This window comes from Chryseobacterium sp. POE27 (assembly GCF_039727685.1).
Taxonomy (GTDB): domain Bacteria; phylum Bacteroidota; class Bacteroidia; order Flavobacteriales; family Weeksellaceae; genus Chryseobacterium.
Window position 1 is genome coordinate 199403 of record NZ_CP152475.1, and the last position, 18403, is coordinate 217805.

Annotated in this window: 16 protein-coding genes; 8 read left to right on the forward strand and 8 right to left on the reverse strand. The window is 37.8% G+C overall.

Annotated elements, in window-relative coordinates:
- Positions 1-19: 19 nt before the first annotated feature.
- Complete coding sequence (locus AAHI02_RS00940) at positions 20-454, forward strand: DUF6876 family protein (RefSeq protein WP_346985015.1); 435 nt, start codon at positions 20-22, stop codon at positions 452-454.
- A 1-nt stretch (position 455) separates the two neighbouring features.
- A complete protein-coding gene (locus tag AAHI02_RS00945; protein ID WP_346985016.1) occupies positions 456-863 on the forward strand; it encodes a DUF6876 family protein in 408 nt (135 codons plus the stop codon).
- A gap of 68 nt (positions 864-931) precedes the next feature.
- On the opposite strand, the gene AAHI02_RS00950 is transcribed toward AAHI02_RS00945, so the two are convergent.
- From AAHI02_RS00950 to AAHI02_RS00965, 4 genes are all read right to left on the reverse strand, one after another.
- Complete coding sequence (locus AAHI02_RS00950; RefSeq protein ID WP_346985017.1) at positions 932-1738, reverse strand: DUF4249 domain-containing protein; 807 nt, start codon at positions 1736-1738, stop codon at positions 932-934.
- Between the two features lie 2 nt (positions 1739-1740).
- Positions 1741-4071: a TonB-dependent receptor gene (locus AAHI02_RS00955; RefSeq protein WP_346985018.1), complete on the reverse strand. Its 2331-nt coding sequence runs from the start codon at positions 4069-4071 to the stop codon at positions 1741-1743.
- 120 nt (positions 4072-4191) lie between these two features.
- Positions 4192-4824 carry an AcvB/VirJ family lysyl-phosphatidylglycerol hydrolase gene (locus AAHI02_RS00960; protein WP_346985019.1) on the reverse strand — a complete coding sequence of 211 codons (633 nt, stop codon included), beginning with the start codon at positions 4822-4824 and terminating at the stop codon, positions 4192-4194.
- A 44-nt stretch (positions 4825-4868) separates the two neighbouring features.
- On the reverse strand, positions 4869-7445 hold the full coding sequence (locus tag AAHI02_RS00965) for a phosphatidylglycerol lysyltransferase domain-containing protein (RefSeq protein ID WP_346985020.1): 2577 nt from the start codon (positions 7443-7445) through the stop codon (positions 4869-4871).
- A gap of 328 nt (positions 7446-7773) precedes the next feature.
- On the opposite strand from AAHI02_RS00965, the gene gndA reads away from it, so the two are divergent.
- The 3 genes from gndA to pgl are packed head-to-tail and all read left to right on the forward strand — an operon-like array spanning position 7774 to position 11423.
- The gene (gene gndA / locus AAHI02_RS00970) at positions 7774-9192 is read left to right on the forward strand and encodes an NADP-dependent phosphogluconate dehydrogenase (protein WP_346985021.1); all 1419 of its coding nucleotides are present in this window, start codon (positions 7774-7776) and stop codon (positions 9190-9192) included.
- A gap of 12 nt (positions 9193-9204) precedes the next feature.
- The gene (gene zwf, locus AAHI02_RS00975; protein ID WP_346985022.1) at positions 9205-10686 is read left to right on the forward strand and encodes a glucose-6-phosphate dehydrogenase; all 1482 of its coding nucleotides are present in this window, start codon (positions 9205-9207) and stop codon (positions 10684-10686) included.
- 26 nt (positions 10687-10712) lie between these two features.
- Positions 10713-11423, forward strand: coding sequence for a 6-phosphogluconolactonase (gene pgl / locus AAHI02_RS00980; RefSeq protein ID WP_346985023.1), 711 nt, complete (start codon positions 10713-10715; stop codon positions 11421-11423).
- Positions 11424-11507: 84 nt separating this feature from the next.
- Here pgl and arsB read toward each other — a convergent pair whose 3' ends face one another.
- Genes arsB through AAHI02_RS01000 form a run of 4 tightly spaced genes read right to left on the reverse strand, consistent with a single transcriptional unit; the run spans position 11508 to position 14052 of the window.
- Positions 11508-12539, reverse strand: coding sequence for an ACR3 family arsenite efflux transporter (arsB, locus tag AAHI02_RS00985; protein WP_346985024.1), 1032 nt, complete (start codon positions 12537-12539; stop codon positions 11508-11510).
- Between the two features lie 20 nt (positions 12540-12559).
- A complete protein-coding gene (locus tag AAHI02_RS00990; RefSeq protein WP_346985025.1) occupies positions 12560-13171 on the reverse strand; it encodes a protein-tyrosine-phosphatase in 612 nt (203 codons plus the stop codon).
- Between the two features lie 21 nt (positions 13172-13192).
- Positions 13193-13666, reverse strand: coding sequence for a DUF6428 family protein (locus AAHI02_RS00995; protein ID WP_346985026.1), 474 nt, complete (start codon positions 13664-13666; stop codon positions 13193-13195).
- Between the two features lie 59 nt (positions 13667-13725).
- Entirely contained in the window at positions 13726-14052 is a 327-nt protein-coding gene (locus tag AAHI02_RS01000; RefSeq protein WP_346985027.1) for a metalloregulator ArsR/SmtB family transcription factor, read from the reverse strand.
- 406 nt (positions 14053-14458) lie between these two features.
- On the opposite strand from AAHI02_RS01000, the gene AAHI02_RS01005 reads away from it, so the two are divergent.
- From AAHI02_RS01005 to AAHI02_RS01015, 3 genes are all read left to right on the forward strand, one after another.
- Positions 14459-15712 (forward strand): hypothetical protein, encoded by a 1254-nt coding sequence (locus AAHI02_RS01005; protein ID WP_346985028.1) that lies wholly within the window; start codon positions 14459-14461, stop codon positions 15710-15712.
- 175 nt (positions 15713-15887) lie between these two features.
- Positions 15888-17318, forward strand: a complete 1431-nt coding sequence (locus AAHI02_RS01010; RefSeq protein ID WP_346985029.1) for a TolC family protein — start codon at positions 15888-15890, stop codon at positions 17316-17318.
- Between the two features lie 83 nt (positions 17319-17401).
- Positions 17402-18400, forward strand: coding sequence for an HlyD family efflux transporter periplasmic adaptor subunit (locus AAHI02_RS01015; RefSeq protein ID WP_346985030.1), 999 nt, complete (start codon positions 17402-17404; stop codon positions 18398-18400).
- The last annotated feature ends 3 nt before the right edge of the window (positions 18401-18403 follow it).

Consider the following 18403-nt stretch of genomic DNA (forward strand, 5'->3'; position numbering starts at 1 on the left):
TTATAGAATAATTATATAAATGAAAAATTATATGCAATCGGCGAATGACTATTACAGTCGTTTTGTGCATTCGAAAGATTTTGTTGAGTTTGAATCAGGGTATTTACTTTCTGAAGGGGTTTTCAAAATATCTAAGGAAGAAGAGTGTTTCTGGCTTTTACAGATTATATGTTTTCAGCCAAAAATTTCTGCAGATAATATTTTCGAATCCTGGACTTTTAAGAGAGAAGAAGGTTTAGCATATATTCTTAGAGCTAAAGATTATAACAGCAATATCCTTTTTGAAAAATCATTCCCGTCACCGGATTTTTTCTTTAACGAGATGATTATCTGGAAGGTGGGTAATTACCTACTGTTGCCGGGCGAATATGATGAATTTGTAAAAATGATCAGTAAGCAAAGGGATACACCTCATTGCTTCGACATAGACATAAATAATATAAAAAAGAACTGAAATGGAAAAAACACTTATTAAAAAAACTAGTTTCATGAGCATTAAACGCGCAAAAAAAAGAAATTCAGCCAATACATTATACGATATGTATAAATCAGCGGAGGATTTGTATCGCTTTAAAGAAGGATACAGTCTTACTCAGGGTGTTTTTGATTTAATTAGCGGTGAAGACTGCGATTGGCTGTTGGATCTTATTGTGGATGAACAATCAAAATTGAACTGTGATATACAAAACTGGCATTTGAAGAGAATTGAAGGAGAAAATTTCGCACTTTTATGTAGTAACGAAGATGGGGAGGTAATCAATCAGATAAATGATATTTCATTGCGTTTTTATTTCGATGATCTTTTTCTGGTGGTGAAGAAAAAATTAATATGTCTTCCGATCGAATCAAAGATATATTCTTAGTACTAATTGAAATACAGTATTGATCCGGATTTATAACCGGACAGTGGTGAAAAATAATTTTATATAAATTATTGAATAACCGCAGACAGCTTTCTTACCGTATGGGCAGAAAAATATCCCAAAGCACCATTGCTGATATTGCTCGGCGGATTGGCAGGAGTAATTCCACCACCTGCGCCATTATCAGAAAGCTGTAGAAGAGCAGAGTAGAAGGTATAAACATTTTGGTCTATACACTGCATTTCTACGTTGATGTTGTCTCCGGGTACAACTTTTATATCGCCCGGATCACTGTCATCATTGGGTAATAGAAGAGGTCTTTGATTAAGCATACCATTGTTCACATTATCGGAAAATTCCGAAAAAAACTTCTTTGGATTATTATTCACGGTAAAGCTGAAAAGATAACGGTTTCCCAAGGCAGGCGGATCTGTAAAAACAGGCAAAAGAGTATAACTGGTTTCTCCGGCGAATGAAAAAGAATCCTGTTGCAGACCGTCGAAAGAAATCGGTTGGGGCATCGTACTCAGTGCAGTATATTCTTTTCCCTCCGCATTTACTTTAAGGGTGTAAGTTCTTCCCGGCTCGCCTGTAAATGTTGATGCACGGTAATTTCCTTTACCTATGTATTGCAATGTTTCCGTATGTCCCGCATCATCACTAATGATAACCTGTGCATTTTCTACCGCAGGATATTGATTGGCTGATGTAAATGCGACAGATTTTGTGATCCTCACAAAATATGCCTCTGTCTGATCAGTAACATTGCCTTCAATTACAATCTGGCCGCTTTCATTCTCAAGGTCAAGGTCAATTTCTTTTTCACAAGAGTTTAATAGGAATACTGATGATATGATGAGAAATAGATTTTTCATAATTAAAATTTAAAATTATAAGTGATATTGGGAACCCAACGGAATAAAGAAGTCTGCATTGCTCTTGTTGTCCCCGGTTTATCAGGATTATCTTCGAAGGTAATGGTGTAGGCATTTTCACGACCGTACACATTATAAATTCCAAATGACCATGAGCCTTTAAAATGTTTATTGCTCTCTGGTTCATAAGTGGCATTCAGATCCATCCTGTGATATGCCGGCATTCGGTCTGCATTTCTCGTGCTGTACTGGAATACAGTCTGGCCGTTAAGCTCATATTTCCCGGTTGGAAAAGTCACTGCATTACCGGTGCTGTAAAGAAATAATCCTGAAAAAGACCATTTCGGATTAAGCTGATAAGTGGCTACTATAGAGAGGTCATGTGTTTTATCCATTCGGGCATTATACCACTCATTATTGTTGATGCCGTCGATCTTTCTTTCCGTTTTAGATAAAGTGTAAGAAATCCATCCTGTGAGTTTTCCGCTTTTTTTCTTGGCAATAATTTCAAAACCGTAAGCTCTTCCTTTACCGAAGAGAAGCTCACTCTCTACGTCAGCGGCTGTATCGAATGTGATCTGCGCACCGTTTTTATAGTCGATCTGGTTTTGCATTGATTTGTAATACAGCTCGGCATTCACTTCATAGTTGTTATTGCTGAAATTCCTGCTGTAGCCTGTGCTTATCTGATCTGCAATTTCCGGTTTTACCGTGAAACTGCTTCCTATCCATTGGTCCGTAGGATTTCCGCTTCCGCTGTTGCTCAGCAAATGCAGATTCTGTGTATTTCTCGAATATCCTCCTTTAATGCTGCTGAAATCATTAAGTCGGTAGTTGGCGGTGATTCTCGGCTCAAGATTCACATATGTTTTTCCGAATTTACCTTTTTCAAGAAATTCAGAACCTGTAATATTCCCATTTTCATACGTATTAAAAGTATCTCCACCTAATACGCTGAACAGAGAAAGTCTCAATCCGTAATTTACGGTTAGCTTTTCGGTCAGCTTATAATCGTCGTTGATGTAGAGAGCGTTTTCCCATGAATATCTTGGATTTCTTGGAAAACTGCTGACACTCGTTCCTGAAGCACTGCTTGGTGTAATGGTATGGTAAATCGACTGAAGTCCAAATTTTACGGAATGTTCATTTCCGGCAAACCATGTAAAATCCTGTTTAAGATTCCAGTCTTCGATCTTGGAAGACAATCCGAAAGTATTGTTATTGCTGGTTAAGCTTACATTATAGTTGTAATTACTGTAAATCAAAGAAGTATTGGAAAACAGTTTGCTGCTGATAATGCTGTTCCATCGAAGGGTGGCTGTCGTATTTCCCCAATCTGTTGAAAACGTATCGCCCAGTCCCAGGACATCTCTCCCGAAATATCCCGATAAATAGAGCCTGTTATTTTCATTGATCTGATAATTGGCTTTTAAATTTAAATCATAAAAATAGAGCTTGTTATCTTTAAAATCTTTGGTACTCTTCAGGAAAAGATCGGCATACGTTCTTCTTCCTGAAACGATAAATGAAGATTTTTCCTTTTGAATGGGACCTTCAACGCTTAGCCGGCTGCTGATAAGACCAATTCCTCCGTTGATGTTGTAGTCTTTATTGTTTCCGTCTTTCATTTTGACATCCAGTACCGAAGAAAGGCGGCCGCCGTATTGTGCCGGACTATTTCCTTTAATAATGCTTGCGTCTTTCAGTGCGTCACTGTTAAAAGTACTGAAAAAGCCAAGCAAATGAGAAGCATTATAAACCGCTGCCTCATCAAGCAAAATAAGATTCTGATCTGTAGCACCTCCCCGCACACTGAATCCACTGCTGCCTTCACCGTTGCTTTTGATTCCCGGTAAAAGCTGAATGGTTTTCATAATATCTTTTTCGCCAAAAAGAACAGGCAGTTTTTCGATATTCTTTATGCTTAAAGTTTCCGTACCCATTTGGGCGGAGGTCAGGTTTTTGTCCTTTTTAACACCGGAGATCACCACTTCATCAATTTTTGCAGTTCTCTCTTCTTCAGAACTTAGTTGTAAATCTTGTTTTACATCATCTTCAACCGTAATGTTTTGCTGAAAATCTTTAAAGCCGGGATTTGAAATGATTAAATGATAAGTGCCTTTGGGAACGGACAGAGAATAGAAACCATAATCGTTGGAAACCACTGAAATTGAAGGATCTTCGGCTACTTTCACCGTAACGCCGATCAGTAATTCGCCGTTTCTTATGTCTTTCACAGTGCCACTCACAGAATATTTTTGCTGGGCAAAAGCAAATGTGCTGAAACAAACTGCTGCTGCGGAAGTGGCAATTTTCAAAGAAACTATCTTCATTTGGTTTTTTATTTGATTGAAAATTAAATAATAATCCTGCTAAAATACAATTTTTATACAAGCGGGCAAGTCAATTTAGACGCAGTTTTCAGCAAATAGGTTTTTCTCAAAAGAAAAAAATTATTTAAGATTATTATTTATAAAATCAGCCAGCATTTTTGTATTTCCGCCGTAATGATGATCGCCGGTAATATGCTTCATCTGATAATTGTTTTTCAAAGTAATTTCCTGATAAGGAAAATGAGCAAATTCAAAATCGGAGAGAACGACCGTTACAGGGACTTCTGCCATTTTGTTAATTTCCGGAATCACTGGCAGGCTACCTTTGATTTCCTGCCCGAAATACTCTTCAAGATGAATTTTAAAATCATTACTCTTAGATGGTCCGATGATGAAAACCTTTTGAATTTTACTTTTTAAATTATCAGAAAAACGATTATAAACAAAAGGAGTTACATCGGCTCCGAATGAAAATCCGAGAAGTATAACATGTTGATTTTTACGGCCTTTAAGCTGCTTATTAATATAACTTTCAATATCTGAAGAGGTTTGCTCAGGTGTTTTTTTATTCCAGAAATAGGTTTTTGTATTCAGGGCAAAAACATCGTAACCGAACGAATGGAGATTCTCGCCAAAGGTCTTTGAGAAAGTATTAAAGCCGGCATCACCGCTGATATAAAAAATGATCGGTTTGTCGGAATGGGAATTCCATTGGGAGATCTTAAAATCACTTTCAGAATGGCAACTGTTCATCAATAGACTGATTAACAGGCATATGGTTATTTTAAAAATATTTTTCACGGTTTCATTATTTTATTTAAAACTGCGGGCAACTGAAGCAGATCGAGGTCGTTATCATACACCAGGTATTTATTTTCCCAAAGATCTGCGTATTTTTCCTTAAAGTTTCTCAGGGTCTGATAATGCTTAAAGCTTCCAACTCTCTGGTAAGCAAACTTCAGCACTTCTTCAGCAGTATTGTTGGGTTCTGTCAATCCTGCCATTGGTGTCATTCCCATATTGATAAATTTCAGGTTTTTAGCTTTAGCATAATCTACAAGTTTTACGATCAGTGCATCGGTACTGCCATTGGGAGCACTTTCCGTTTTTCGGATCATATCATAGCTGCATTCATCCGGTGCGCAATAGGGAATAATATTAAGAAAGGCAACACAATTCCCTTCGGGGTCGGAAATTGTGATCATATCCTGATTCTTTAAAACTTCCCGGTCAAACATTCCTTCGGCAAAAACGATTTCTTTCTTATCAAATTCCTTTAGCCATTCGTTGGAAACACGTTCTGTTTGATCCAGCATTTCCTGATCCAGCGGCGCATACTTTATTTCTGCCGAATATCCGGATTTCTGAAGGGTATTGATTCCGTTTCTCAGTGACTTTCTTTCCTTCCCTGTCAGACTGAAATTTTCAGCATCAAGAATCGCATCCTGGCCAATAAATAATTTCTGTTTCCTGAAAGGATCAAAATAGATCAGGCTGCTTTCACCCACACGGTAATATGCGGTTTTAAGGCTGTGGTTTCTACAGTGCATTTCAAATTCATGAATCAGGCTGGTTTTATCACGGTCTGCACAAACGGGATCTTCCAATACTACGGCAAATCCATTGGCTGTTCTGTAAGATAAAAAACCATCTCTGTTTTCAGCAAAAAATAGCTGTTTGTCCCAGGTCAGTTTAAAATAATCTAAAGAGGAGACGCCATATTCTTTAACCAGATTTTCTGCGTCACTATGATTTTGGTCATTATCCTGATTTTTATAAGTATTTGTTTTATAAAATGAAAAAATAAGCATCAGCCATGAAAGTATTCCCAGAATATAATTAAGCTTCTGAAAGTCTTTCGCAAAACCTGTATGCGGTACCAGCCCGGAATCTTTAAATAAAAGAAAAGTGTGTAATGTATAATAAAGTGCCTGTTGCTTGGTGAAATCTATCCCGAAATGGGATTTGCTGATGAAATAAAATGCCAGATAATTAAAGATGAAAATTGCCGTAAAAATACCTATAAACCATCCAAATCCCCGCTGAAGTGAGATTCTGTTTGTTTTAAAAGTATATTCCTTACGACTGTAGAATAATAAGCCAAGTGTAAACAGCGCAAAAAGTGCTTCTTCATAATCGAGGGCTTTAGCAACATTGAAAATAATAGAAGTTATCGCAAGAGCCACGGCAAAATACCATGCTCTTTTGGTTCCTTTGAAAAGATTTGCTGAAGTAACGAGTAACAGAACGCCCGCAATAAGCGTAAGCATTTTGGAGAGATGAATAAAATCTAATGAAAGGTAATTCTTCACAAGCCTTAAACGATCTGCCAATGCAGGAGTGATAACCGAAAGAATATTAATAATTCCCAGTAAGAAAATCATGATAACGGGTAACAGCCTCGCAAATAGCTTCCTTCCACTCCATAGAAATGCTGCAATCCCCAACAATAACGGCAGCCAGAATTCAAAAAAACGGTAAAGAAGAGTAATTCCCAGTCCCTCATAATGCTTATATCCAAAATTGGAAAGAATGTATGTGAGTGAAAATTCAACCGCTCCCAAACCTCTCAGAAAAGGCGAAACAATCATCAGTAAAACAGAAATGACATACGAGATCGCAGCCGCAGAAAAAGAATCCCGGACACCGAAGGCATACATGGCAATCAATAAATGGAAGACTCCGCAGAATTCTATAATAATGGATATGGCAACGGTGTACCAGAAATGTTTTTTATCGACCTCACTGCTGAAAATTTCCTCAGAAGAACTGATTATCTTCGGAAATTTTCTTTCGATGAAACGATAAAGCCCGTTTCTTTTTCTGAATGACACGAAAATGCCGTATATAATTAGAAGTAAAATACATAATATCAAAATTCCGCTCCAGCTGTTACCCAGGTTTTTATTGATGGAAACAGCATATATAAGAAGAGGTATTCCTACAATAAGCACTGTCAGAAGCCCTACAAAGCCATAAATGGCACTGGCCTGATGAATTTTGGATGATTTATACCCCAATATCCTGATATTCCTCGGTAAATAAGCTAAAGAACTTACACCGCCGGCAGGAAGAAATACACTTAAAAAATTACGTTTCAGAAACAAGCCGACAGCATCGGAAATTTTTATATTCATACCGACACTTTTGAAGCTCGTCACATACATTAATCCCTGAAGAAAAATATAAACAAGAGAAAGAAAGATTCCTGCACCTATCCATACCGGATCGGAATTGCGGAGTTGCGGACCAATGGATGTCAGTTCGTGCCTTTCGCTTCTGAAAAAAACAAAAGCCAGCAGCAGAATAACAACAGCCAGGATCTCTTTCCAGCGAATTTGTTTGATCACTCCTGATATGTTGAGAGCTTTCATAGATATATCACTTTATTTAAAGCAGTGGTAAGACCAAAAATAACTAAAAGATTTGGATTAATATCTTATGAAAGCAATTTTGAAAATATTTAATATTTCTTTTAAAATGAAATTCGTCAATAATAAAGAATAGTAGCTTTTTAAATTTAAAATGATAATAAAAAGTGGTATGTTTTGAATAAATCTAATAGTTTTAATGTTTTGTTTAGATTTTTATTTGTATTGTACTTAAATGTGAAATATGTTTTTTTCATCATTATTTTTTTCATCATATGCATTTGCGTAAATTTATTGTCTCTATAACAGAATTTATAATAATATCAATACAATGGAAGGATATAATTACGGGATGATCGGTCTCGGTGTCATGGGTAGAAATCTTCTCTACAATATCGCTGACAACGGATTCTCTGTGGCAGGTTTCGACCTTGATGAGGAGAAAGTAAATCAGCTCCACAGCAATGCCACCCCAGAAATGAAAATCAAAGGAACAGGCTCACTGGAAGAATTTGTAGCATCACTCGAAATCCCCAGGAAAATCATTCTTATGGTTCCTGCCGGAAAACCAGTAGATGCTGTTCTCAACAATATTTCGCCGCTTTTGACCAAAGGAGATATCGTTATTGATGCCGGAAATTCTTATTTTCAGGATACCAACAGACGTATTGCCGATATGGCATCTAAAAACCTGCATTTCATGGGAATCGGTGTTTCAGGTGGAGAAAAAGGAGCCAGAACAGGACCGAGTATCATGCCCGGTGGAGATGCCGAAGCATTTAATCTTCTCAAACCAATGCTGGAATCTATTGCGGCGAAAGTGGATAACGAACCATGTACCGCTTATATGGGAAAAGGATCTGCCGGAAATTATGTGAAAATGGTACACAACGGAATCGAGTATGCCATTATGCAGCTGATCAGCGAAGCTTACGATCTTCTTAAAAGAGGAGCAAATCTCAATAATGATGAGCTTTATGAAGTATTCAGAGACTGGAATAACGGCGAAATGAACTCTTTCCTGATAGAAATCACAAGAGATATATTCAAACAGAAAGATACACTGACAGATGGTGACCTTTTGGATCAGATCTTAGACAAGGCCGGCGCAAAAGGTACCGGAAAATGGACGTCCGAACAGGCAATGGAAATAGGAGTGTCAATCCCGACCATCGATATTGCCGTGACATCCAGAATTTTATCTGCTTATAAAGAAGAAAGAATTCAGGCTGCTGAAATATATTCAGAAAAAGAAATCACCACTCCTGAAGACAAAGAATTGTTTATCCGTGAAGTGGGAGATGCTCTTTATCTTGCAACTCTTATCAGCTATGCACAAGGCTTGGCTTTACTGATCAAAGCTTCAGAGGAATACCAGTTTGAAATTCCGCTGAAAGATGTGGTGAAAATATGGAGAGGCGGCTGTATTATCCGTTCTTTACTTTTAGAGAAATTTTATGCCGCTTACACGGAAAATCCTGAGCTGACCAATATTTTACTGAATAAAGAAATTTCCGAACTGGTAAAATCTAAAATAAAATCATTACGAAAAACCTCATCATTTGCCGTTTTAAACGGAATTCCAAGTCTCGGATTGCAGACAGCATTGGGATATTTTGATGCTTATACCACAAAATCACTTCCGGTAAATCTGATTCAGGCACAAAGAGATTATTTTGGAGCGCATACCTATCAGAGAATCGACAGGGAAGGTGTTTTCCATACTTCATGGAACAGTACAAATCAATAAATTCGGAGAAGAATGAACGAAAATAAAACCCTGAGACCCACCACCATTATCATCTTCGGTGCGACAGGTGACCTGGCAAAAAGAAAACTTTTTCCGGCATTTTATAATTTATATATCGATGGAAGAATGCCTAAAGGGTTTAATATCCTTGCTTTGGGCCGGGCAGAGAATACCGATGAAGATTTTAAGAGCTACGTCAAAGAAAATCTTGAAAGCTTCTCTAGAAAGAAACTTACTTCGGAAGACTGGGCAGGCTTTCAGGCGCATATTACCTATTTCAGACATCAACTCGATGAGGAAAAATCTTACACGGATCTCCAACAGAAGCTGAGTGATTTCGATAAGATTTACGGAACAAGGGCCAACAGATTGTTCTACCTATCCATCGGTCCCAATTTTATTTCGACAATTTCCAATCATATCAAAAGCAGCTCACTCGCATCGGATCCTAAAAAAGACCGTATCATTATTGAAAAACCGTTCGGGCATGATAAACAATCGGCGATTGAACTGAATAATCTTCTCTCCGAAACATTTGAAGAAGAGCAGATCTACCGTATCGATCATTATTTAGGGAAAGAAACGGTACAGAATATTCTCGCTTTCAGATTTGGGAATTCTATTTTCGAACCGCTTTGGGATCATAAACATATAGAATCTGTACAGATTACCGTGGCAGAAGAAGTTGGCGTGGAGACAAGAGGAAGCTTCTATGAGCAGACCGGAGCACTGAGAGATATGATTCAGAATCATTTGCTGCAGATTCTCTGCATGGTGGTGATGGAACCGCCTGCATCACTGGAATCCGGTGAGATCAGAGACAGGAAAGTAGATGTTCTCAAGTCGATCCGCAGAATTCCTGCTGATAAAGTTGATCACTATGCAGTAAGAGGACAGTATGGAAAAAATATAGTGAATGGAGTAGAGGTAAAGGGCTATCGCCAGGAAAATGGTATAGCACCGGATTCCAACACTGAAACTTTCGCGGCTGTAAAATTTTATCTCGACAATGAGCGTTGGGAAGGAGTTCCTTTCTATGTACGCACCGGAAAAAAAATGAAAGAAAAGCATTCTTACATTACCATTCAGTTTAAGCCACTTCCGCATTCAACTTTTTCGGATACCCAACATCATTTGGCAGCGAACCGTCTTATTATTAATATTCAGCCTCTGATGGATATCAGGCTGCAGTTTATGGCAAAAAAACCAGGGCTTTCATTGGCGTTAAAACCCGTGGAGATGATATTTGATAATTTTGTATGTCAGGAAGATACACCGGAAGCCTATGAAACTTTGCTGCTGGATGCTCTTTTGGGTGATTTAACCTTATTTATGCGTTCTGATCAGGTAGAAGAAGCCTGGGATGTGGTAAAAACAATTCAGGAAGCCTGGGCAAACAATAAAGATGCTTCATTCCCGAATTACAAAGCAGGAAGCTGGGGTCCGGAAGATAGTGTTGCACTGGTAGAAAGACAGGGACACAGCTGGTGGTAGAATACTATTAATGTAAAGAACTGAAAATGAATATCACAGTATTTGATGATTTAGATCAATTATATAAAGGAGCAGCGGAAACTTTTGCTGAGCTTTCAGAAAAATCAATACAGGAAAAAGGAAAGTTTGTCGTAGCATTGAGTGGAGGCTCTTCACCTAAAGCTATTTTTAAATTACTCGCAGATGAGTATGCCACAAGAATTGACTGGAGCAAAATCTATTTTTTCTGGGTTGATGAGCGCTGGGTCCCGTTAAATGACGACAAAAGCAACGCGAAAATGACTTTTGAAACCCTGCTCGACAAAGTACCTGTCAACAAAGGTCATGTTTTCCCAATGTATAAGGATAACGTTCTTCCTGAAGATTTTGCAAAAGAATATGAAGCCCAGATCCGAAACGTTCTTGGAGATGAAGGTGTTTTTGATTTTATCCTTCTGGGTATGGGAGACGACGGCCACACGGCATCACTATTTCCGGGTGAAGAAATTCTGAATGAAAAAGATAAATGGGTTGAAGCCTACTATCTGAAACCTCAGGAAATGTTCAGAATCACACTCACGGCACCGATCATTAATAAGGCTGAAAATATACTGGCCGTTGCATTCGGTGAAACCAAAAGACATGCCTTGAATGAAATCCTGAACGGAACCTACAATCCGGAATTATATCCGATGCAGCTTATTGAGAAAAAAGAAAACTTCAGATTTTTTACGGACCATAAAGCCATGGGAAATTAAAATGTAATCAAAATATACATAAAATCCTGCCGATTTTTCTGCAGGATTTTTATTTTGAAAAGTTAGCCAGTGGAGAGGATGGAGTTATTTGTAATATATCCGTTTTAGCCATAAGCTTATTCTAACAAGCACTATTAAAACAGGTACTTCTACTAAAGGACCAATTACTCCCACAAATGCCTGTTGAGAGTGAATTCCAAATATTGCAATCGCTACTGCAATTGCCAATTCAAAATTATTTCCTGTTGCTGTAAAAGCTATCGAAGCATTTTTATCATAAGGAATACCAAATGATTTGTTGATAAAGAAACTTACAAAGAACATGAGTACGAAGTACACTATTAGCGGTACAGCTACTTTTAAAACGTCAAATGGTAATTCTAAAATCTTATCTCCTTTCAGACTGAACATGAGTACAATCGTAAATAGTAAAGCATATAATGTTAACGGAGATATTTTAGGAATGAACTTTCTATTGTACCACTCCAAGCCTTTCAATTTAGTTAAAAAGTATCGGCTCAGAAAACCTGCTAAAAATGGAATCCCCAAATAGATCAAAACACTTTCGGTAACATCTCTCATGGATACACTTACATTAAAATTAGCCAAACCTAATTTTTCAGGCAACACATTGATAAAAAGCCAAACCATAAAACTGTAACTTAATACCTGGAATATACTGTTCAAAGCTACCAGCAATGCTCCATACTCACGATTACCTTTTGCTAAGTCATTCCATACAAGTACCATGGCAATACATCTCGCCAAACCAATAAGAATTAAACCAATCATATAATTGGGTTCATCTCTCAGGAAAATAATTGCTAACAGGAACATTAAAACCGGACCGATAATCCAATTCAGTAACAAAGAAATTCCAATGGCCTTTTTGTCTTGAAAAACTTTAGGCAATAATGAATAATCAACCTTTGCTAATGGCGGGTACATCATAATGATTAAGCCAATTGCCAATGGAATATTGGTAGCTCCTATTGATAAGGAATTGGTAACCTCAGAAATTTTAGGAAAGAAATATCCTAAGCCTATTCCTAAAAACATGGCCAGGAATATCCAAAGAGTGAGGAATCTGTCAAGAAATTTTAATTTTGGTTGCATTACGTTTGTTTAAATCATTCTTATTTTTTTATCTGTGAAAAGACATAGAACATTTCAGCACCAATCTGCAAGCTTCTTTCCTTGTAAACCTTTGTTTGTTCAGATGTGCCATCTGAAATTTTAGGGTCTTCAAAAGTAATAGGAATTCGTTTATCTGCCCTTGCAATAAAAGGACATCCGCCATCAGCCTGAGAACACGTCATGATGGCTGCAAACCCACGAGTAGGATTAAATGAACTGTCATATCTTTTAGAAAATCCAATAATTGGATGTTTATCTTCATTATACTTGATAGCATATACAGGATTTTCTGTATCAGAAATTTTACTGATAAACAGTCCCTGTTCCTGCAAAGTCTCTGCAACTTTAGGAAACATCGCTGTTTCTTCGGTTCCTCCTGAATAGCAGGTTACATTCGGTACATCATAATGAAAACTTGCAACCTGTGCCCAGACCTGTGATAAATGGCTTCTTCTTGAATTATGGGTACAAATAAAGTTAAGGATTACTTCTTTTTGTTCTTCCAGCCTTTTTTGAATAAAATCAATTAATGGTGCTAAAATAGCCTTTCTTTCTTCCCCGATTTCTTGATTTCTCAGTAATTCTATTGTTTCTGATAATTTAGGATACATAGTTTATTTTTTAATTGAATTTTAGCAACACCCGGAATTTGGAGTGCAACAAGAAGCTTGATTATTAGAAAGTTCAGATAAGTTGAGTTTTTGTTTTTCCGTAGGAATTCCGCAGGCATCCTGAGCCAAACACGCTGTTGTTTTATTTTTAAGAACAAAATTTTTCCCGTTAAATTCCAAATCAAATTTGCCTATTGTTGTATCTTGATACTCAACTTCAATTTCATCATCTTCAATTCCCAATTTATCTTCTGATAACTTTATAATATTTAAAAGTTTAGAAGGTTTTAAGCGATGTTCAAAATCGTCAGCATTCCACAATTGAAAATTAACAACCCTTTCCTTTCTTATAGTCCCTCCGCAGTCAATGAAATGTTTTGTTACAGTTCCCACTTCTGTTACATGGAAGTGCTCAGGAACAAATGTTCCATTTTCTAATTGAAATTCAACATTATCTAATGTTGGTAAGATTTCTTTAATTTCAGATAGTTTCATAAGCTTTTTATTTATTGGTTAAATGCAATATTACGATATATGTATTTAAAAAAAATGCCTTAACAGCATTTCTGATTGGTAGTCGTCAGAATTATATTGGAAAAATAATCTTTTAGTATTCCAAACGTATTTTCATCGATACAGTAGCAAATTGCCGTTCCTTCAATGTTTCCTTTAATCAGGCCTGCATTCTTTAATTCCTTTAAATGTTGAGAAACCGTTGCCTGTGCCAGTGGTAATTCATTAACAATATCACCACAGATACAAGTATTTACTTTCAAGAGATACTCAATAATAGCAACCCTTGCGGGATGTCCTAATGCTTTCGCAATCGTAGCGATCTTATTTTGTTCATCTGTAAAGTGATCTGTTTTAGTTGCTCCCATAATTTTATAGAATAATTTTATCGCAATATTACGATTAATTGTTTTCTTTTACAAACTTTTTATAGATTAATTGGAAAATTAATGGCTATCTTATTTTTGATGTTATATGTTAAAGAAAATCAGGATAGATTAGTATTATTTGAGACTTTGTCTAACCTTTGATAAGTAAAATAAAAGAGTCAATTTTAAACACTTGAAATAAGATAAATAAGTGCGTTTCAATGATTTTGAAATATAACAGTTCAAAATTAATAGGTCAAAACAATATTCTTATATCTGCAGATTATATTCTTGCGGTATCATCACGAAATACCACAGCAGGCATTACACTTTTGTAGTATTTTTAATAAAACGGTTAAAATTTTTAGGTAAAAAAGGTAACTTTATGCTATAAAAATAACTGATTATGAAAACATTAATTAAAAAAATGAAATGTGTCCTGGGGATTTGCCTCTTCCTTTTTACCAGTGTTAGTTTCTCTGCACAAAACTATGTCGGGAAGGTTATCGATCAGCTGCGGGGGCAGTCTTTCTCTTTATATGATAACGGGCTGATCGTTCAGGACGGAAATCCGGGAAACAGAGGTTTTGCTCAGCGTGATCCTTCCGGGATGATGTTTCTGAGACTGCCGGCTGTTAATCCCTACAGAAATGCCTACTTCCTCGATTACCGTGGAAACTTTATCGAAATAGATTATGCCTTAGGCAGCAGAGTAATCGGAAAATACGATTTCCAGCCACCGGCGCCGCCGGTGGTAAATTATCAGCCTCCACAGTTCAATCCCAATATAGGAATTATGACGGCCAGTGGAAATGTGACACCCATTCCTGTCAATCTCGTGAACCGAGATCAGCCGTTCGGCGATGTGATGATGACCTCGGAGCAGGCTGCAGTTAATTGCTATAATCAGTCACTGACATCCAATAATCAGCTCAATCAAAACGCATTCGGTGACTGTATGATCGCCAGTATGACCGGAAAAAAAGAAAATGAAGTGTATAAATGTGTTAAGAATTCCGCGACCGTTGAAGAACAGACGCTGTGTATGGTCTCCGTAATGGGAGGCAGCAGAGAACAGCAATATGCCCAGACCCTTACCAAGTGTTACAGAGAATTTGGTGCCGACTACAGCAAGTATCCTTTGTGCCTGGCAGGGGAAGTTTCAGATCCCGATCTGCAGAAGCTGGTTTCCTGTGTAAAGCAGCAGGCACAGACTGGTCAGGTTAATTTTATGAATACCGCCATGTGTTACGGAGCAGATAAGTTTAATCTGAATACGGAAGCAACGATTGCTGTTCAGTGTGCCGCAACTTCCGGCGGACAGCCCTATGTTTTTGTAGGTTGTGCCGGCGGACAACTTACCGCAATGGAGCTGAATAAGTGCTTAACAAATGGCGTTGGCGGCGACAGTGGATGTTTCGGAAAGAACAATACCATCGTAAAGACTCTGAATTCGCTGGGAAAAGAGATCAGCCAGCATTTTGGTCCCAACAATGATATCGTGAGAAACTTTAACAATGTAGTTCAGGATTTTACAGTCGGCCCGGGATATAATCATGAAGCAGTTAAATTACTGCGCAACACCGGAAATGAGCTGCGTAAAGCCGGAGGAAATATCGAAAGAGAAGTCAAGAAAGTTCTCCCGAGAATAAAATGGTAAATCTTTTATAATGTAGCCCTTCTTTACGAAGGGTTTTTTAATTTAAAAATAAAAACAAACAGCATGTAAAAGGAATAAATCACCGTTTTTTAACAGGCCGTCATGACGTGACTATGGTACTTTTTCATTAAATTTGTTAGAGTTCTGAAAAAATAATCACCATACACAAGTACTTATGAACACAAAGAAAACTACTCTGTCGCTTTTTCTGATACTTTCAGCAAAAATATTCTGTCAGCAGTTTTCTTTACAATATTGCATCGAAAAAGCGCAGCAAAATAATACCATAGTAAAGCTTGCCGAGCAGTCTCTTGAAACAAGGCAGAAGCTTTTTAAAGCTACCCAAAATAACGGACTTCCCAAACTGGATCTTCTCGCGGGATACAACTACATCGGTGAACCGTTAAGGGTAAATCTTCAGCAGGTAAAAGACGGCATCGTGGAAGGCTCGGCAAATCAGGCAGTCTATTCCGCCAATACTGTTTATCAGCAGGTGACAGGAAACCAGCTTTCTCAGCAGGTACAGGATGTTATTTATCAGACTTCAAAAGATATCATCGGTGCCGTGTATCCGAATTACAATCCGGAAATTACCAAGCAGAGTTACTTTCTTGCAGGGCTTGTCGTGCGTCAGCCGATTTATTTAGGAGGAAAATTAAAATCATCCCGCAAACTTTCCGAAGAACAGATGAAAAGCGGTGAAGCCAACCTTCAGTCTTCAAAAGATCTTACGGCATACAATATTGCCTTACAATATATTCAGGTGATGTATCTCAATTCAATGATTGAGAAACAAAAAAACAGCCTGGAATCTCTACAGAAAAATGAAACCTACGCAGGCAATCTACTGAAAGCTGAAATCATACCTCCCTATCAGAAAAACTGGGCGGATATTGCCAGAGTTCATGGGGAAACAAACCTAAAGAGTTTGGTAATGGAAAAAGAGAATGCCTTGTATATCCTGAAAGATATGATGGGAATTTCCCTTGATGAGCCGGTAGAAATCAATGAAAAGCTGAATGAATCTACCGAAATTCCAGCATTCATATCCTCTGGAAATAATGCAGACATAAAGCTTCTTCAAAGTAAAAAAGCAGAAGCTGAAACAGGGGTAGATATTACAAGATCTTTATCAAAACCCAATCTTTTTGCCATCGGAAATGTTCAGTTTTTCAGGAAAGATCTTCCCGTCATTACGCCTCCCTGGCTTATCGGGCTGGAACTGCAATGGACACTTTTTGATCCGGAACGCCGCTCCAAAAACCTGGCTTCTGAATCTTTGGTTAAAGAAGCAGATCTTTTGATAGAACAAAAACAAAAGTCGGTGAATCTTGCAACCAAAATAGCAGAGAATAAGCTGGTAAGTCTTAAAGAGCAGAGCGAAACGTTTGATGCATCAAGAAAACAGGCGTATAACACAACGGAAATGATTAGAAAAAGAATGGAAAACAGCCTTTCATCCGTAAAAGATGTGAATGATGCACTACAACTGCAATACGAAACTGAAAAGTTGTATTACACCTCTCTGGTAGCTTATCAGACTGCATTGGCAACGTATTTTTATATTACAGGAAATCCTGAGAATATCACAAACTATATTCCGTGATTATAGTTTAGAGTAAATAATTTTTAGATATTATATAAATCAATCATAAATCGGATGTGATCCGAAGAATAACCAACCAACAGATGAAAAACTTTATAAAAAACTACTGGGCTGTTTTTATTCCGATTGCTGTACTTGCGGCAGCGCTGGTTTATCTCCTGAAAGATAAATCCGCCGAAACGCCGAAAGATGCAGTAATCGGAATGGTAGATGCTGAATTTGTAGATGTTTCCGCATCGCTTCCCGGCCGTGTTCTGAATATTCCGGTAAAGGAAGGGGATGAGGTGAAAGAAGGTCAGTTGGTAGCTCAAATGAAAACTTCCGAGATTGAAACCATTCAGTCTCAGGTTGCTGAAGCTGTTGAAATTGCCAGCAACCAGCTGGATAAAGTAGATCGTGGCGTAGAGCCTGAGGTATTGGCTTCGGCAAAAAATCTGCAGCAGATCGCTCAGCAGCAGATGGATCTGATGTCTAAAACCTACAGTCGGTTTCAGAATTTATATTCGGAAGGGGTTGTTTCCGGGCAAGAGCGGGATGTGATTTATTTTAAATATAAAGCGGCACAGAAAGAACTCGAAACCGCCAATCTTAATGTGCAGCTGTTGCAAAGAGGCAGTAATAAGGAGTTGAAGAACTCTGCACAGGCTATTCTTAATCAGGCTCAGAATGCGGAAAAGCTTACACAGGAAATTAAAGACAATGCTTCTCTGAAAGCGCCGGTATCAGGAAGAATATCAACTATTGTTTCCAATAAAGGCGAAATGGTGAATGCGGGATATCCGATGATGACCATCCAGAAGGACAATTCATTTTTTGTGAAATTCAATTTGCGCCAGAATCAGATGACCAAAATAGAGAAAGGAAGTCTGGTAATGATGAAAATTCCGGGCTGTATTCCGGAAACGGTAAAAGGTAAAGTATCTGAACTGGCTCCGGCATTAGGTTATGCCGACTGGGTTCCCGAAAAGCAGAACGGAGAATTCGAGCTACGGACTTTTCAGATCAAAGTAAGGCCTGAAAATTTAAATACAATAAAAGGACTTCGTTCAGGAATGATCGCACAGCTTATCCTGTCTAATTAAAAA

What these genes read in the sequence shown, in the direction of transcription:
- arsB (WP_346985024.1), bottom strand. Translation starts at nt 12,539, where the DNA reads ATGCAACCAAAATTAAAATTTCTTGACAGATTCCTCACTCTTTGGATA.
- AAHI02_RS00940 (WP_346985015.1), top strand. Translation starts at nt 20, where the DNA reads ATGAAAAATTATATGCAATCGGCGAATGACTATTACAGTCGTTTTGTG.
- AAHI02_RS01000 (WP_346985027.1), bottom strand. Translation starts at nt 14,052, where the DNA reads ATGGGAGCAACTAAAACAGATCACTTTACAGATGAACAAAATAAGATC.
- AAHI02_RS00955 (WP_346985018.1), bottom strand. Translation starts at nt 4,071, where the DNA reads ATGAAGATAGTTTCTTTGAAAATTGCCACTTCCGCAGCAGCAGTTTGT.
- AAHI02_RS00950 (WP_346985017.1), bottom strand. Translation starts at nt 1,738, where the DNA reads ATGAAAAATCTATTTCTCATCATATCATCAGTATTCCTATTAAACTCT.
- zwf (WP_346985022.1), top strand. Translation starts at nt 9,205, where the DNA reads ATGAACGAAAATAAAACCCTGAGACCCACCACCATTATCATCTTCGGT.
- AAHI02_RS00990 (WP_346985025.1), bottom strand. Translation starts at nt 13,171, where the DNA reads ATGTATCCTAAATTATCAGAAACAATAGAATTACTGAGAAATCAAGAA.
- AAHI02_RS00965 (WP_346985020.1), bottom strand. Translation starts at nt 7,445, where the DNA reads ATGAAAGCTCTCAACATATCAGGAGTGATCAAACAAATTCGCTGGAAA.
- AAHI02_RS01015 (WP_346985030.1), top strand. Translation starts at nt 17,402, where the DNA reads ATGAAAAACTTTATAAAAAACTACTGGGCTGTTTTTATTCCGATTGCT.
- AAHI02_RS00945 (WP_346985016.1), top strand. Translation starts at nt 456, where the DNA reads ATGGAAAAAACACTTATTAAAAAAACTAGTTTCATGAGCATTAAACGC.
- AAHI02_RS01005 (WP_346985028.1), top strand. Translation starts at nt 14,459, where the DNA reads ATGAAAACATTAATTAAAAAAATGAAATGTGTCCTGGGGATTTGCCTC.
- gndA (WP_346985021.1), top strand. Translation starts at nt 7,774, where the DNA reads ATGGAAGGATATAATTACGGGATGATCGGTCTCGGTGTCATGGGTAGA.
- AAHI02_RS00995 (WP_346985026.1), bottom strand. Translation starts at nt 13,666, where the DNA reads ATGAAACTATCTGAAATTAAAGAAATCTTACCAACATTAGATAATGTT.
- AAHI02_RS01010 (WP_346985029.1), top strand. Translation starts at nt 15,888, where the DNA reads ATGAACACAAAGAAAACTACTCTGTCGCTTTTTCTGATACTTTCAGCA.
- AAHI02_RS00960 (WP_346985019.1), bottom strand. Translation starts at nt 4,824, where the DNA reads ATGAACAGTTGCCATTCTGAAAGTGATTTTAAGATCTCCCAATGGAAT.
- pgl (WP_346985023.1), top strand. Translation starts at nt 10,713, where the DNA reads ATGAATATCACAGTATTTGATGATTTAGATCAATTATATAAAGGAGCA.